Here is a 14,367-nt window from a genome sequence, read left to right on the forward strand (position 1 = left end):
GTGGCCGAGCGTTCTTCATATTTATTGAGTATTTTCACTGTGGTCAGCCTTGTGGCGGCCACCTGGACGGGATGATGACTGCTCTGCGCGTTCCTCTTATTTTGTTACTCGCCGGTGTTCTTGGCCTGGCGGGTTGCAGCGTTCACCAGCCAGTGTCGCTGTATCAGCTGGACAGCGGTAGTCCGGTTCAGCCTGCGCAAAGCTCGGGCATGGCGGTTTTACTGGGGCCGGTGATCGTTGCCGACTACCTGCAGCGCGAGACGTTGTTGCAACGTCAACCGGACGGCAGCCTGCAAGCGGCGACCGATGGTCGTTGGGCAGGTAGCCTTTCGTCGGATATCGATCAGTTGCTGATGCGTCAGGTAGCCGGTCATCTGGATAGCCAGCGCGTAGTGCTGGCACCGGCCACGGCCGGATTCACTCCTGACGTGCAGGTGTTGCTGACGATCACTCGCCTGGATTCGGGGGCTAAACAGCCGGCGATTCTCGATGCGCAATGGCGGTTGATCGATCGCCGTGGTCAGGTGCGTGATAACCGCATCGTGCATTTGCAGGAATTACACGCTGGCAGCACCGCTTCGCAGGTGCAGGCACAAGGGATTTTGCTGCAGCGCTTGGCCGAGCAACTGTCGGTGGCGCTCAAACCGCTGGCCAATCAGCCGCCAGTGGCAGAGGCACCGCGTAAAGCGGCGCGAAAACCCGCAGCGCCGGCGGCGGATGCCGAAAAGCAGCCGAAGATACCGATGGCCTCGCCGATTCGTACCGACATGGAAGTGTTTCGCTTCTAAGGCTGAATCGCATCAGAACAGAGCCCGCCTTGCGGGCTTTGTTGTGTCTGGAGGTGAGGTGGAAGATCAAAAGCCCCTCACCCTAGCCCTCTCCCGGAAGGAGAGGGGACCGACCGAGGTGTCTGGCGTCTTACATCGACCTGAGAGATCTTGGCGATTATGGATTCACAGCCAAACGTTCATGTCGATGTAACTCTCGAATTTCCCCCAATCGGTTCCCTCTCCCTCTGGGAGAGGGCTAGGGTGAGGGGCTTTTCAGGATGCACACGGTTCCAGTAACGCCGCGCACAGAAAAGCCCGCAGACAATCACTCATCTGCGGGCTTTGGTGCATCGGGCCTAAGATTTACGCCCGTCGGTCATGCATCCGCGCCAGTTGCCGCTCCAGCATCGACGGATAAGGCTCCATGAGCCGCTCGACGCAGCAGGCGCCCTCAGGGCTGGCAATCGGCCGGATCCGTGCGCGCTGACGGATCAGCGCGTCATCGCTGATCTTGCGTTCGACCAGCAGCAGATTGCGGCTGTGTTGCGACAGCGCCAGTGCATCCTGGGCCGAATCGGTCAGCAGCAGATCAATCTGGCTCAGGCCGAACAGCTCATCACCCAGCGTCAGGCCCAGTTGCAGTTGCAAGGTGATGCCGCTGTCCGCGACCTCGATCTGCAACTGGTGGCCCAACGCCCGCAGCAGTTCACCGCAGCAGATCGCGTTGGTCAGGTAGTCGTCGCCGCAATCTTCGGTATGGAACAGCAGCAGCGTGCTGCCATCGTTCAGGGTTTCGATTTCGCCCTGGTACAGCGAGGCTGCCTGCTCGAGGCAATCACGATAGCGTTCCTGCAACTCTTCCAGACGTGCGCGGGGCAAACGGCGCAGTTGCTCCTGCGAGCCCAGCTGCACAGCCAGTACGGCGGTGTGCTGCGGCACATTCGGCGTCGGTTTGCGGATAAGCGGTTGCACATCGCTGCCGAGTGACTCGTCTCGCAGGTCGGCGAACGCGTCGTCGTCATCGTCTTCGACGGTGCTGACCAAACGGCGCGGCGCCGGTTTTTGCGCGGCCAGCGGACGGGTTTCATCGAAGCTCGGATCGCGCAGGTTGCGCACCTCGAATTCTGGCTCGTCCTCCTCGTCCTCCAATTCTGGCTCCGGCTCAGGCGCCGGTTCCGGGGCGTAGCTGGCGTGCAGTTGGCGCGCCAGATCACCGATTTCATCCTGGCGATCAATCCCCGGCGTGTGTTCGTCGATTCGGCGCAGCCAGACACGCAATTGCAGCAACGGCGTGGAAAGGTAACGGCCCATGCGCAGGCTCAGTGCCAGGGAAAGTGCCAGCAGAATTGCACTCAAAATGCCCATGCTTTGCAGGCTGATGGTCATCGGCTGCTGGAACTGGTCCATGTCCAGACTGATGCGCAGTTGCCCCGCCGTCACGTCCTGGAAAGTGATCTTGCTCTCGTACATGCCCTCGGCTTCACCCAGCAGGCTGTGTTTGGGCCGCTGACCGGCCTCGGCGAGGATGCGGTTATCCACACTGTAAATCGCCGCGTGGGCGACCAGTTTGTTCTTGGTCAGGTTGTTGAGCAGGACGTTGAGGCTGAGGATGTCGTTGGACACCAGCAGTTCGGTCGCGGAGGTGGCGGTCTGCGTGGTGAGACTTTCGCCCAGCGCATCGGCCTGCTCGTGCATGGCCTGCTTGAATTGCAGACCCATCACCCCGGCATAGATCACCAGGGCCAGAGCGACCAGGATCACGTTGTGGCTGGCAATGCGTAATGCAATCGGTACACGGCGGTGGCGCAATGCACGGAAGATCAGCAGAAAGAAATTATCGGTTTTGACTGGCGTGGGCCGGTTCACTTGAGCTCGGCTCTTTGTCCGTGAAGTTGACGCGCAGTATAGCGACAGGCCCTTGGCCGGCAAAGCGCTCGCGGTGCCCGATGGTCACTGAAAGTGGGTAGAATGCGGTTTTTTTCCAGTTGCGGGGGTGCGCGTTGCGCGAAATCGTCCTGATTAACATCACGGGAGTCGACCGTCCGGGTCTGACGGCGGCCATCACCGGTGTTCTGGCGCAAGGTGGTGTCAACATTCTCGACATCGGTCAGGCGGTGATCCACGACACCCTGTCGTTCGGCATCCTGGTTGAAATTCCCGATTCCGAGCAAGGCAAGTCGGTGCTCAAGGACATTCTGTTCAAAGGCTACGAACTTGACCAGCAGGTGCGCTTTACCCCGGTGTCCGAAGAGGATTACCAGCAATGGGTGGGCAATCAGGGCAAGAAACGCCACATCGTCACCCTGCTGACCCGCAAAGTGACCGCCGGCCAGCTGCAGGCCGTCAGTGCGATCACCGCCAAATATGGTCTGAATATCGACCATATCGACCGGCTGTCAGGGCGTATGCCGCTGGATACGCCGGCGGACAAGGGCAAGGGCTGCATCGAATTTTCCGTGCGTGGTGAAGCGGCGGATCCGCAGGCGTTGCGTGCTGAATTCCTTAGCGTTGCTCAGGAATTGAACGTCGATATCGCTTTTCAGGAAGATTCGCTGTTCCGTCGCAACCGGCGTCTGGCCGTATTCGACATGGACTCGACCCTGATCGAAGCTGAGGTCATCGATGAACTGGCCAAGGCAGCCGGCGTGGGTGATCGGGTTTCGGAAATCACCGAACGTGCCATGGCCGGCGAACTGGATTTTCGCGCCAGCTTCAAGGAACGTCTGGCACTGCTCAAAGGCTTGGACGTCAGCGTGCTCGACTCGATCGGCGCTTCGCTGCGCTTGACCGAAGGCGCCGAGACCCTGTTCGCCGAACTCAAGCGACTGGGTTACAAGACTGCGATCCTGTCGGGCGGTTTCACCTATTTCGCCAAGCAATTGCAGGCCAGACTGGGTATCGACTACGTCTTCGCCAACGAGCTGGAAGTGGTAGATGGCAAATGCACCGGCGTGGCGATCGAGCCGATTGTCGATGCGCAGCGCAAGGCTGATCTGCTCAGGGAATTGGCGCACAAGGAAGGATTGCGTCTGGAGCAGACCATTGCGGTCGGCGACGGCGCTAACGACTTGCCGATGCTGGCGATTGCCGGGTTGGGCGTGGCGTTTCGCGCCAAGCCATTGGTCAAACAATCGGCGAAGCAGGCGATTTCGACGCTGGGTCTCGATGGCGTGTTGTACCTGTTGGGCTTCCGCGATCGCGACGGGCAGCTTTAAGTCTTTTATCGAATGATCCGGCCCCTTCGCGAGCAGGCTCGCTCCCACAGGAAACCTTATTCCAATGTGGGAGCGAGCCTGCTCGCGAAGGCCGCACCTTGACCTACAGTGACTTCCACAACGAATCAAAATCCTCCTGACCCGCGCCATTCTGCGCGGGATCCAGCGAGCGATACGCAAACTGATTGAAACTGTGCGTACTCGCCACCCGCCGATCGAGACCGGCGCGGTGTTCCTCGCCTTGGGTATTGATCAGCACCTTGCTGCCTTCCTGAAACGGTAATCGCGGCGCCAGCAGCGTTGCCGGCAAGTCGATCGCGCTGAACTGCGGCAGCAACAACCCGCGCAAATACTGACTGTGCTCATCGCTCGGGCGCACCAGTTGCAAGCCGCAGGGCTGTGCGTGTGGCGCGACCAGTTCGATGCCTATCTGCGTGCCGCTGCCGCGCACCTGCCGAATCCAGCGAATCACTGCAATGCTCCAGCCTTTGCTCTCGCTGTCCTCAATGCCAAGCATTTCCCCGGCCTGCAATTCGGCCGGCACTTCACTCGGCCAGGCCAGGCAATAGCCGCCGGGGCTGTGATTGATCACGGGCAGGGCGTAAGTCGGATAGTTCGGTACGTTGTTGGGGCCTTCGTCCTCGCTCAACTGGTCGTACTGGATTTCCTCGTACGGCAAAAGATCATCGTTGCCTTGCGGGGCCGCGTCGAACGCTTGGCTCCAGCTGTCCTTTTCACCCTGGACCACAACATTCCCGAAATTTGCCGCGCGGGCGCCGGGGTGTTTGAGCAGTTCGCTGAATGTGCGTTCGCCGCTGAGGTAGAAGTGCAGGGCGCTCATGCCAACGCATACGGTCAACGTACCTTGGCCGGCGATGCGCTGAAAGCTGCGTTCGGCAGCCTGTCCCCAAGTAGCGTGCAGGTGTTGCAGGGTATCGACGCTGAGTCCCGCAGAGAGAGGCAGTGGCGTTGCTGCCGGCTGATGCAGCAAGTGATTTTCGAGCTGCATGACCAGCGGTTGGGGATCGAAGCCCAACAGCCCGCCCTGTTGTTCGCTGCGAAACATCTTGCGGTAGCGCGGGCCGACATCGAGCTCGGGGCTGATTGCAAACAAGCCGTCTTCGGCACATACGGGATTCAGCCTGGGCAGGGCACTCCACGGCTCGATGACCTCGGCCAGCCGCGAAATCTGGCTCTGACGCAGCTGATTGCAACGGGCGCTGCCCAGCATCAGGGCGGCGATGTAGGTCTGTTCGACGCTCAGTTCGCTGGTCAAATAAGCCAGGTCATCGCGCAGCCGACGCTGATGCAACTGCAATTGCACGGCGCTGCGATACAGCTGATGCAACTCGAGCCACAGGTGTTCCGGCGGTGAGCTGTACAGCTGCGTGGCGCGGACCAATTGCCCCTTGAGCGCATGAGCGGCACGTTGCAACGCCGTGCTGACCAGCGCCGCACGCTCCTTGCTGTATTTGGGCGCGATACGCAGCACGATCTGTTTGTAGCCGATGGCCAACTGAGCCTGCAGCGCCTGGCACAAATTGCTGACTTTGCGCGATCGCTCGTCGAGCATGATCGCCTGATGCAGGAAATGCCGTTCCAGGTGCTGACAGACGAAGTACACCTCGGGCCGCAGCAGCTCCAGCAGATGCAGGCGATTGTCGCCAGGCGTGAGTAATGAATTGAGTTCGCCCAAGCCTTGATAGAGCAGGCGGGCGGTTTCGCCGATGTTGGCCTTGGGCAGGCCGGCAATCCAGCGCTTGAGGTCGCGCGGGCTGGCGTCGCAAAACGACAGGCGCGTTTGCGTGGGAGTCGGAGCACGCAGCTTGGCGGAAAAGAGGGTCTGGCTCATGACCAAAACCATAGCAGTAAATACAGCCCTTTGCGGGAGCCGCCCTTGGCGGCTCCCGCAAAGGTTTTCACGCTTTCGGCAGTGCCAGGCCCTGGCCCATCTGCACAGGCGAACCGGCCACCAGCTCTTCAGCCCATTTCACCTGATCGGGCCCGAACAGCACGATCGCCGTCGAACCCAGCTTGAAGCGACCCAGTTCAGCGCCTTTTCCCAGATGAATCGGTGCGCGGGCGGCTTCGTCGTAGCGAAAGGTTTTCAGCTCGCGCTTGGGTGGCGTGACCAGGCCGGCCCATACGGTTTCGATCGAAGCGACGATCATCGCGCCGACCAGCACAACGGCCATCGGCCCGCGCTCGGTGTCGAAGATGCACGCTACGCGCTCGTTGCGGGCAAACAGCTCCGGAACGTTTTCGGCGGTGGTCTGGTTGACCGAGAAGATCCGGCCGGGGATGTAGACCATCTCGCGCAGGGTGCCGGCCAGCGGCATGTGTACGCGGTGATAATCCTTTGGCGACAGGTAAATGGTAGCGAAATCGCCGCCCATGAATGGCGCGGCGTTGGCCGCGTCACCACCGAGCAGTTCCAGCACGCTGAAGCTGTGGCCCTTGGCCTGGAACACGCGACCGTGCTCGATCGGGCCGAGCTGGCTGACCGCGCCGTCGGCCGGGCTGAGGACCGCGCCAGGAGTTTCGTCCAGCGGCCGCGCGCCGTCCTTCAGCGCGCGAGTGAAGAACGCATTGAAGTGCTCGTAAGCGGTGAGGTCTTCGACCAGCGCTTGCGACATGTCCACCTGATAACGCTTGGCGAACCATTGGGTGAAGGCATTCTTGAACCAGCGCACGCGGCACTCGGCAATGCAGCCGGCCAGACGCGAAAGCAGATGATGCGGCAACAGGTACTGACTGAGGATAAACAGACGCTCTTTCATTAGTTGTCCTTGGAAGCTTGATTCTCGACAGGCGTGTCGGGGTGGTTGCCCCATTCGCCCCATGAACCGGCGTAGCCCTTGACCCGCGAATAACCGAGGGATTTGGCCACCAGATAAGTAAAGCCCGACCGGTGATGGGTCTGGCAGTGGGTAATGATTTCCTTGTCCCTGGTGATCCCAAGGTTTTCGAGGATCTGCGGCATGTCGGTGCGAATGCGCAACTGGCGCGCCTTGTCCATACCGGCAGTCCACTCGAAATTGACCGCGCCCGGGATATGCCCGCCCTTCGCCGCGAGGACTTTCTCGCCGGAATACTCCTGCGGCCCACGCGCATCCCAGATCGCCAGATCGGCGGCGCCGAGACGGCTTTGCAGGTATTCGCGGGTGGCGGTCGGTTCTTCGTGCAATGTCACCGATACCGGGCCACCGACGGCGGCCGGCACCTGGATCGACATGGGCATGCCAGCCGCCAGCCACGCCGGCAAACCACCGTCTATATAGTGGTACTTATCGTGGCCGATGACGTCGAGCAGCCAGATAAAGCGTCCGGCCCAGCCACCGCCCTCATCGTCATAGACGACATACACGGCGTCCTGGCGATGGCCGAGCTCACCGAACAACGCTTCCAGGTCGGCTTTGGCCGGCAGCAGGCCGGGCGCTGGCGGCTGGCCGAGCTGGGTGCGTTTGGGGTCGACAAAGCGTGCGCCCGGCAGGTGACCTTCGGCGTACCGGGCAGGGCTGGTCAGGTCCACCAGAATCAGTTCCGGGGACTCGAGACGCGGGAGCAGGTCGCTCGGCTCGATGACGAGCGGCAAGCCAGAGAAGTCAGACATGTGAGGTCTCCAGAGCACAAAGGGGGCGATTGTAGCGCAGGCTCACTGGCCACGGCTGCTAAAGCTGTGCAGCGCTTTTTCGATGCATTGCGCGGTTTTGCCGAAGGCTTGCACGGTGATGTCGGCGAACGGACCGCCGCCCTGATCGGCGACAACGATCATGATCACCCGGCCGTTGTTGACCAGTGAGCGCAGGAACAGATGCTCGCCACGGAACAACGTGCGCAGCCCCGCTGGCAGCAGTGCGGAAAACTGAGCGTTGTTCTCCGGCGTGATCCGCACCTGGGCCTGTTGGGCGAGCAGACGCTGCAGCACTTTGCTTTGGCCGACCGCAAAACTCAGCGCCGCGGCGTCCTTCGGCAGGCCGGCGGTTTGATTCACTCGCAGGGTCGAATGCGTGCGGTCGGCCATCAGGATCATCACTCGGCGCATGCCGCTGGCCACCAATGCCTCGCGGGCGGCGACAGTCAGACTCATGGCGTTGGTAAAACGGCTGGGCTCGGCGAGGAGTTCGGCGCACTGCCGACGCCACTGGCTCAAGTCCTCGGCATTCGGTGCTTGCGCCGGGCGCATTCCGGCGGGCAATCGATGCGTGCCCCATGGCCACAGCAGTGCAACCGCGGGGTGCCACAGATCCACCATTGCGTGCTGACGCGCACTGTTTGCGGCTTGCTGGTGCAGTTGCTGTTGCACTTCGTCCATCGGGATTTGCAAATAAAGGCTGGTCAGGTATTGCCAGCGCTTGCTGTGCGGGCTGTCCCAGGCTTGCTGCGCCGAAAGCGCCAGGCCGTTGGCCAGCAGCACGGTGTTGGCCGGCTGGTTGAGCCAGCGACGCAGTGTCGGGTCATCGTCCAGGCGATTCTGCTGGCGCAACGGGTGTTCGCTGTCACGGGCGATGCGCAACACTTTCACCAGCTCGCGTTTTTCACTGAGAAGCAATTTGTAGCCTTGCTCGACCCAAATGGGCAGGTGCCATGCCTGAACCAGCGCCTCGGCGATGTTCAACAGGCGCACGCCGAATAACTGTTTTTCGACGACACGCGCCGACTCGCCCTTGTAAATGACCCGCAGTTCCCACTCTTCAAGCAACTGCGGATACGTCAGCGCCAATGGCCACAGTGGTGACAAAAACAACAGGCTGCCCCAGTGAATGTCCTGCCACAGCCGCGCCAGGCGGCTGGCAAAAAAACCGTTGGCCTGTTGCGTCGCGTGCTGGCTGATCAACTGCAACTGGCGCAAGGCTTTGGGGATTTGCATGTGCGGTTCGGCGGGCAGGCGTGCGAGCAGTTCTTCGGTGCGGGCCAGGCCCAGGCGATTGATCGCCACCTCAAGATTTTCCGCCGGCGCGGCCATGGTGCCGTGGGTGTGACGATTCGCCTCACGGATGATGCTCAAGGCCAGCGCCGGGCTGTCCTGCATCAGGTCGGCGATGTCGCGCAGCGAGCTGCGATTGTCGCGGATCGCCCGGCAGACTTTGTCGTGAGCCTCTTGCGGCACGGGCAGGCGGACGTTGTCGAGCAGCTTGACCCAGCCGTCCAGGGTGGTCGGTTTTACGAGCGGGACGTTCGTTTCATTAGCCATGTCTGGACGAAATCTTCACTGACTGTAGACGCGCCCGGCATGGGCTAAATTGGCTTTTCGCCTGAACTGGCTATAGTCTGGCGCAGTTTTGCCGATAAGTAGAAGAAGAGATTTTTTAACTTCCGAATATGACCTTGAACCCGACTTAAATAAGTACTTTCTACCTATGGCTAAAATTATCGGCATCATCGTCGTATTCGCGAGCGTGCTCGGCGGATACGTGCTCTCTCACGGCAAGATTGCCGCCCTGATTCAGCCCTTCGAGGTGTTGATCATCGGCGGTGCGGCCCTTGGCGCGTTCCTGCAGGCCAACCCCGGTTACATGACGATGCACGTGCTCAAGAAATCCTTGAGCATGTTCGGCTCGCGCTTTACCCACACCTTCTACCTCGAAGTGCTTGGGCTGATCTACGAGATCCTCAACAAGAGCCGCCGCGAAGGCATGATGGCCATCGAGGGCGACATCGAAGACGCGGCAGCAAGCCCGATTTTCGCCAAGTACCCGGCGGTGCTCAAGGATGAACGCATGACCGCGTTCGTCTGTGATTACCTGCGCATCATGTCCTCCGGCAACATGGCGCCGCACGAGCTGGAAGGCCTGTTCGACATGGAGCTGTACAGCCTCAAGGAAGATCTCGAGCATCCATCGCACGCCGTCAACGGCATCGCTGACGGCATGCCGGGTTTCGGTATCGTCGCGGCGGTACTGGGCATCGTGGTGACCATGGCCTCGCTGGGCGAAGGCGACCAGGCGTCGATCGGTCTGCACGTCGGTGCGGCACTGGTGGGTACCTTCTTCGGTATTCTCGCGGCGTACGGCTTCTTCGGCCCGCTGGCCAACTCCCTGGCCCACGATGCCAAGGAAGAACTCAACGTCTACGAAGCCATCAAGGCCTCGCTGGTAGCTTCGGCGTCCGGCATGCCGCCATCGCTTGCGGTCGAGTTCGGGCGCAAGGTTCTGTATCCGGCCCACCGTCCAAGCTTTGCCGAGCTGGAACAAGCCGTTCGCGGTCGTTAAGAAATGGAAAATAATCAGCCGATCATAGTCAAGCGCGTCAAGCGCATTGCCGGCGGGCATCACGGCGGGGCGTGGAAAATCGCTTTCGCCGACTTCGCCACGGCGATGATGGCGTTCTTCCTGGTGCTGTGGCTGCTGTCCACCGCGACGCCGGAACAGAAGATCGCCATTGCCGGTTATTTCAAGGACCCGGTCGGCTTCTCCGAAAGTGGCACGCCTTACATCATCGACCTGGGCGGCACGCCGACCCTGGCGCCGGAAAATACTCTCAATCCGGAAGTGAAGTCGCAGCCGCAACCGGACAAGGTCACGGTCGACACCGAGCAAGTCGAAGGCATGGCCGAGCAGGTCGAGAAAGAACGCCTGGAACTGCTGCTGCAAGAATTGCAGAACAAGGTCGACGAGAACCCGCAACTGCAGAAATTCAAGGATCAGATCCTCTTCGAAATCACGCCGAATGGCTTGCGCATCCAGATCATGGACGCCGAGAACCGGCCGATGTTCGACTCCGGCTCTGCGCGCCTGAAGCCGTACTTCGAAGACATTTTGCTGGCCATGGCCGACACCATCAAAGCGGTGCCGAACAAGATCAGCATCAGCGGCCACACCGACGCCAAGCCATACATCGGCACGGGTGATTACGGCAACTGGGAACTGTCGGCCAATCGCGCCAACGCGGCACGTCGCGCATTGGTGGCAGGCAGCTATCCGGATGCGCAGGTGGCGCGGGTGGTCGGTTATGCCTCGTCGGCACTGTTTGATCGGGAAAAACCGTTCAACCCGGTCAACCGCCGCATCGACATCGTCGTGCTGACCAGGAAGGCGCAAGCAGCCATCGAAGGCGCGCAAGGCGCGGATGCCGCGAAGCCTGCCGATCAGAGTCAGAACGACACCGCTCCGGCGACGCCGGTCGACCCGAACGCGCTACCGGCCGACAAGCAACCGGTGCCAGCTCATGAGTTGCGCGAACGGTTGAACCTGTTCGACGACGCGGCGCCGAAACCGGCTGAGCCGGGGAGTGCGCCGCCAACGCCGGGAGCTGCGCCAGCAACAGCACCGAAGCAGTGACCCACAAAAAAGCCGACAGAGATGTCGGCTTTTTTGTGCCCACTGGCGGCAGCAAGACTGCTTTAATTCGTGTCTGATTGATAATCGCCTCGGTCTGCGTATCGGTGTGCTCTAAACTGCGGCTACCAAATCCTCTGATCGACAGGGAGTCGCCATATGGAAGATCAAACTATTTTTATGCAGCAGCAATTCGACGGGTTGTCCCATCGGGTGCCCGGGGAGGGCATCGAGTTCTGGTTTGCTCGCGAGCTGCAAGAGCCGCTGGGCTATGCTCGTTGGGAAAATTTTTTCACTGTTGTCCAACGAGCAATAACTTCGTGTGAAAGCACCGGAGTCGCTGCGGAGGATCATTTTCGTGGCGTCACGAAAATGATCGACGTTGGCAAAGGTGGGCAGCGAGCTACCGATGATTTTATGCTCACGCGTTACGCCTGTTACCTGATCGCTCAGAATGGTGATCCGCGCAAACAACCCATCGCGTTCGCTCAAAGTTACTTTGCCCTTCAATCACGTAAGCAGGAGCTCGTCGAAGACAGGATGCGTTTGCAAGCACGCTTTGATGCTCGTGACCGCTTACGTGAGTCAGAAAAAGAACTGTCGCAGAATATTTACGAGCGAGGCGTGGACGATGAGGGCTTCGCGCGCATCCGCTCACGGGGTGATGCCGCACTTTTTGGCGGGCAGACCACCCAAGCCATGAAGGATCGTTATGGCATCGTCAAGAGCCGACCCCTGGCAGATTTTTTACCGACGTTGACCATCGCTGCAAAAAACCTCGCTACCGAGATGACTAATCACAATGTGCTTCACGTCGATCTTGATGGGGAGACGGCCATTGTCAAAGAGCATGTCCAGAACAATCTGAGCGTGCGCGATATGTTGGATCAGCGAGGTATCCGGCCTGAAGAGCTTCCTCCGGAGGAAGATATCCGCAAGCTTGAGCGTCGGGTTAAATCACAGGAAAAAAGTATCGCAAAGCAGTCGCCCAAGCTGCCGGCGGAATGAGGCATCAGGTTCTGGGTAGCCTGCGCGAAGCTGAAAGCCGACGAAGATGTCGGCTTTTTTATTCCTCTGTCTGTCTCAAAAACCGCGCCGAACCCGATTTTTCAGTGCCTCGTGGAAGGAATCGGCGTTGTGTTTGTTTTCGGTTCGCCTGGATTGATTGCCGGTGACGGAGTCCAGTGTCATCGAGCGCTTGACGCTGCCTTCGGTGCGATAGGCATCAATGAAAAAATCCAGGTCGCGGTCCGTACTCAGCTTCGGCCATTTGTCCAGATACAACGGCAATTCCGCCGGCCCGGTCCTGAATGAGCAGATCCGTCGGTTGCTGATCGTCGCCTCGCCAATTTCGAACGGCACCCACCACGACGACGCCGTTTTCTCCGACACCACAGCCAGCAAGTGCGTGCACTCGGTGATGTTGCGCGTGATGACGCCGGTGATGTCGTCGGTGGTCTGAGATTCCGGATCAAGCACATCGAGGTAGGTCTTGATGTTGGCCTGGGTCAGGCGGCTATTGATGGCGATCGCATGGGCGCGATCCATGTGGCGGTAGCTGATGAATACCGGCATCAGAAATGTCCCTTGAGTGCGAGTTCGCGGTAATAGGCGCCGAGTGCGGTGAGGCGGCAGCCGGTGGAATTGAGAGCGGCGTAGTACATGTGTTCGGCGTCGACCGGTTCGATCAGGCTGTGGCGATTGCACTTCTGCAGTTGCGCGAAGACTTCGCCGTGCTCAGGGTCGAACGTCGCTTCGGTGGGTTCATAGCTGGGATCGAGCGCAAACACCGACTCGGCTTCGGCAAACCAGTCGGGCAGTTTGCGCAGGATTTCCTTGGGGATCAGCGGTGAGACTTCACGCAGGGAAATGAACTGCGAGACGTTGGTCTTGAACACCGGGCGCTGCTCCCAGGCACCGAGGGCGTTATCGACGAAGGAATACAGGCTGCCCGGTGTGATCTTGCCGAGGATGTTCGCCGCGCCGCCGTGCAACGCTTGCAGCAGCAGGCCGGTAAACACCCCGTGCTGCGCGCCTTCCATCGCAGGCTCTTCTTTTTTGCAGGCGGTCAGGATGGTCAGGCCTTCGCCGATGATGCTGCTCTCGGTGCGCAAAGCACGCACTTCGCCGGCCGAACCGCTCTGGCAGCAGTCGAGGATGATTACTTTGTTTTTGATGCGCGAGGCTTTGGTCGCCCAATTGAGAATGTCGCTGATGCGAATGCCGTGGCTGGCGTTGCGGTAATCCTGTGGGATCAGCATGCCTTCGTCAGTCTCGGCATCGAAGCTGCCGTGGCCGGCGAAATACAACAGCGCCACGTCGCAATCGCCGGAAAACAGCTCGCGGATCTGGTCTTCGAGCTTTTCGCGACTCAAGCATTCTTCGGCGGATGTCAGGACGATGTTCTTGAAGTTTGGGTCGCCATTGGCGTCGGTTTTAAGCACGGAAGCCATGGCCATCGCGTCATTGCAGCAACCGCTCAGACGCGAAACGTGGGCGTAGTCGTTGATCCCGATAAACAGTCCTTTGCGCATGGTCACACCGCCGTGTGCAGTCGGATCGCACTGACGATGCTGTTGGTGTTCCACGCGCATTCGGCGTGGGCGGCATTACGGACCACCGTGGAAATTCGCTCGGCGCCGAAAGGTTTGACCGCAATGATCACCTTGCCCATGCGATTGGCGATCTCGATTTCCTTGTTGATCCACTTGCTGTACGTCGAATACATGCCGGCCATTATCAGCACCGCTGAGCAGGGGCGGATCTTGTTTTCGATCGCCAGCTCAAGCTGCCTGTCGGTTTGCGCGCCCATGATCGGGTTGTGCGGCGGCACCGAAAAATTCTTAAAGCTGAAATCCGTTTTGGCGTTGAGCAGGCGTACCAGATTGTCGTGGGCATCGACGTAATTCCACGAATGGCTGATGAACAGGTGGTAGGTTTGCATGGGGTTCCTCGGAGGTCGCGACAGTGCGAAGAGGAACTGAATGTAGGCATCTGGAGGGGGCCTACAAGGCGTTGGCAGCAAAAGAGAAATGTCCTGCAAGCAGGCAGGAAAATGCCCTTCAGAACAATCTGATGTTTAAGTCGTCGGGGAATTTGTAGGGG

General features: G+C 59.9%; 13 protein-coding genes. 5 read left to right on the forward strand and 8 right to left on the reverse strand.

The window, feature by feature from the left end; translation table 11 throughout:
* The first annotated feature begins 74 nt into the window (after nucleotides 1-74).
* The gene (locus HU727_RS12310; RefSeq protein WP_186531763.1) at nucleotides 75-788 is read left to right on the forward strand and encodes a PqiC family protein; all 714 of its coding nucleotides are present in this window, start codon (nucleotides 75-77) and stop codon (nucleotides 786-788) included.
* 345 nt (nucleotides 789-1,133) lie between these two features.
* Here HU727_RS12310 and HU727_RS12315 read toward each other — a convergent pair whose 3' ends face one another.
* Nucleotides 1,134-2,636, reverse strand: a complete 1,503-nt coding sequence (locus tag HU727_RS12315) for an AhpA/YtjB family protein (RefSeq protein WP_186531761.1) — start codon at nucleotides 2,634-2,636, stop codon at nucleotides 1,134-1,136.
* A gap of 134 nt (nucleotides 2,637-2,770) precedes the next feature.
* Here HU727_RS12315 and serB point away from each other — a divergent pair, with 134 nt between their 5' ends.
* Nucleotides 2,771-3,985, forward strand: coding sequence for a phosphoserine phosphatase SerB (gene serB / locus HU727_RS12320; protein WP_186531759.1), 1,215 nt, complete (start codon nucleotides 2,771-2,773; stop codon nucleotides 3,983-3,985).
* Nucleotides 3,986-4,088: 103 nt separating this feature from the next.
* Here serB and HU727_RS12325 read toward each other — a convergent pair whose 3' ends face one another.
* The 4 genes from HU727_RS12325 to HU727_RS12340 form a co-directional block, all read right to left on the reverse strand.
* Nucleotides 4,089-5,837 (reverse strand): cyclic-di-GMP receptor FimW-related protein, encoded by a 1,749-nt coding sequence (locus tag HU727_RS12325; RefSeq protein WP_186531757.1) that lies wholly within the window; start codon nucleotides 5,835-5,837, stop codon nucleotides 4,089-4,091.
* Nucleotides 5,838-5,904: 67 nt separating this feature from the next.
* The gene (gene asd, locus HU727_RS12330; protein WP_186531755.1) at nucleotides 5,905-6,765 is read right to left on the reverse strand and encodes an archaetidylserine decarboxylase; all 861 of its coding nucleotides are present in this window, start codon (nucleotides 6,763-6,765) and stop codon (nucleotides 5,905-5,907) included.
* Nucleotides 6,765-7,598, reverse strand: a complete 834-nt coding sequence (gene rhdA / locus HU727_RS12335; RefSeq protein WP_186531753.1) for a thiosulfate sulfurtransferase — start codon at nucleotides 7,596-7,598, stop codon at nucleotides 6,765-6,767. The genes asd and rhdA overlap by 1 nt, the downstream gene beginning before the upstream one ends.
* 42 nt (nucleotides 7,599-7,640) lie before the next feature.
* Complete coding sequence (locus HU727_RS12340; protein ID WP_186531752.1) at nucleotides 7,641-9,179, reverse strand: HDOD domain-containing protein; 1,539 nt, start codon at nucleotides 9,177-9,179, stop codon at nucleotides 7,641-7,643.
* A 166-nt stretch (nucleotides 9,180-9,345) separates the two neighbouring features.
* On the opposite strand from HU727_RS12340, the gene motA reads away from it, so the two are divergent.
* From motA to dinD, 3 genes are all read left to right on the forward strand, one after another.
* Complete coding sequence (gene motA, locus HU727_RS12345; protein WP_186531751.1) at nucleotides 9,346-10,197, forward strand: flagellar motor stator protein MotA; 852 nt, start codon at nucleotides 9,346-9,348, stop codon at nucleotides 10,195-10,197.
* Between the two features lie 3 nt (nucleotides 10,198-10,200).
* Nucleotides 10,201-11,265: a flagellar motor protein MotB gene (gene motB, locus HU727_RS12350; protein WP_186531750.1), complete on the forward strand. Its 1,065-nt coding sequence runs from the start codon at nucleotides 10,201-10,203 to the stop codon at nucleotides 11,263-11,265.
* 156 nt (nucleotides 11,266-11,421) lie between these two features.
* Nucleotides 11,422-12,270, forward strand: a complete 849-nt coding sequence (gene dinD, locus HU727_RS12355; RefSeq protein WP_186531749.1) for a DNA damage-inducible protein D — start codon at nucleotides 11,422-11,424, stop codon at nucleotides 12,268-12,270.
* Nucleotides 12,271-12,345: 75 nt separating this feature from the next.
* Here dinD and HU727_RS12360 read toward each other — a convergent pair whose 3' ends face one another.
* From HU727_RS12360 to HU727_RS12370, 3 genes are read right to left on the reverse strand one after another with little or no spacing between them, the layout of a single operon-like run.
* Nucleotides 12,346-12,837 (reverse strand): toll/interleukin-1 receptor domain-containing protein, encoded by a 492-nt coding sequence (locus HU727_RS12360; protein WP_186531748.1) that lies wholly within the window; start codon nucleotides 12,835-12,837, stop codon nucleotides 12,346-12,348.
* Nucleotides 12,837-13,796 carry a caspase family protein gene (locus HU727_RS12365; protein ID WP_186531747.1) on the reverse strand — a complete coding sequence of 320 codons (960 nt, stop codon included), beginning with the start codon at nucleotides 13,794-13,796 and terminating at the stop codon, nucleotides 12,837-12,839. Before HU727_RS12365 ends, HU727_RS12360 begins: the two co-directional genes overlap by 1 nt.
* Nucleotides 13,797-13,798: 2 nt before the next feature.
* Complete coding sequence (locus tag HU727_RS12370) at nucleotides 13,799-14,206, reverse strand: TIR domain-containing protein (protein ID WP_186531746.1); 408 nt, start codon at nucleotides 14,204-14,206, stop codon at nucleotides 13,799-13,801.
* Nucleotides 14,207-14,367: the final 161 nt, after the last annotated feature.

This window comes from Pseudomonas khorasanensis, from assembly GCF_014268505.2.
GTDB classification, from domain to species: Bacteria; Pseudomonadota; Gammaproteobacteria; order Pseudomonadales; family Pseudomonadaceae; genus Aquipseudomonas; species Aquipseudomonas khorasanensis.

Bases quoted from the DNA above. Each gene is read 5' to 3' on its own strand.
- HU727_RS12310 (WP_186531763.1), top strand. From the start codon at position 75: ATGACTGCTCTGCGCGTTCCTCTTATTTTGTTACTCGCCGGTGTTCTT.
- HU727_RS12325 (WP_186531757.1), bottom strand. From the start codon at position 5,837: ATGAGCCAGACCCTCTTTTCCGCCAAGCTGCGTGCTCCGACTCCCACG.
- asd (WP_186531755.1), bottom strand. From the start codon at position 6,765: ATGAAAGAGCGTCTGTTTATCCTCAGTCAGTACCTGTTGCCGCATCAT.
- rhdA (WP_186531753.1), bottom strand. From the start codon at position 7,598: ATGTCTGACTTCTCTGGCTTGCCGCTCGTCATCGAGCCGAGCGACCTG.
- HU727_RS12340 (WP_186531752.1), bottom strand. From the start codon at position 9,179: ATGGCTAATGAAACGAACGTCCCGCTCGTAAAACCGACCACCCTGGAC.
- motA (WP_186531751.1), top strand. From the start codon at position 9,346: ATGGCTAAAATTATCGGCATCATCGTCGTATTCGCGAGCGTGCTCGGC.
- motB (WP_186531750.1), top strand. From the start codon at position 10,201: ATGGAAAATAATCAGCCGATCATAGTCAAGCGCGTCAAGCGCATTGCC.
- dinD (WP_186531749.1), top strand. From the start codon at position 11,422: ATGGAAGATCAAACTATTTTTATGCAGCAGCAATTCGACGGGTTGTCC.
- HU727_RS12360 (WP_186531748.1), bottom strand. From the start codon at position 12,837: ATGCCGGTATTCATCAGCTACCGCCACATGGATCGCGCCCATGCGATC.
- HU727_RS12365 (WP_186531747.1), bottom strand. From the start codon at position 13,796: ATGCGCAAAGGACTGTTTATCGGGATCAACGACTACGCCCACGTTTCG.
- HU727_RS12370 (WP_186531746.1), bottom strand. From the start codon at position 14,206: ATGCAAACCTACCACCTGTTCATCAGCCATTCGTGGAATTACGTCGAT.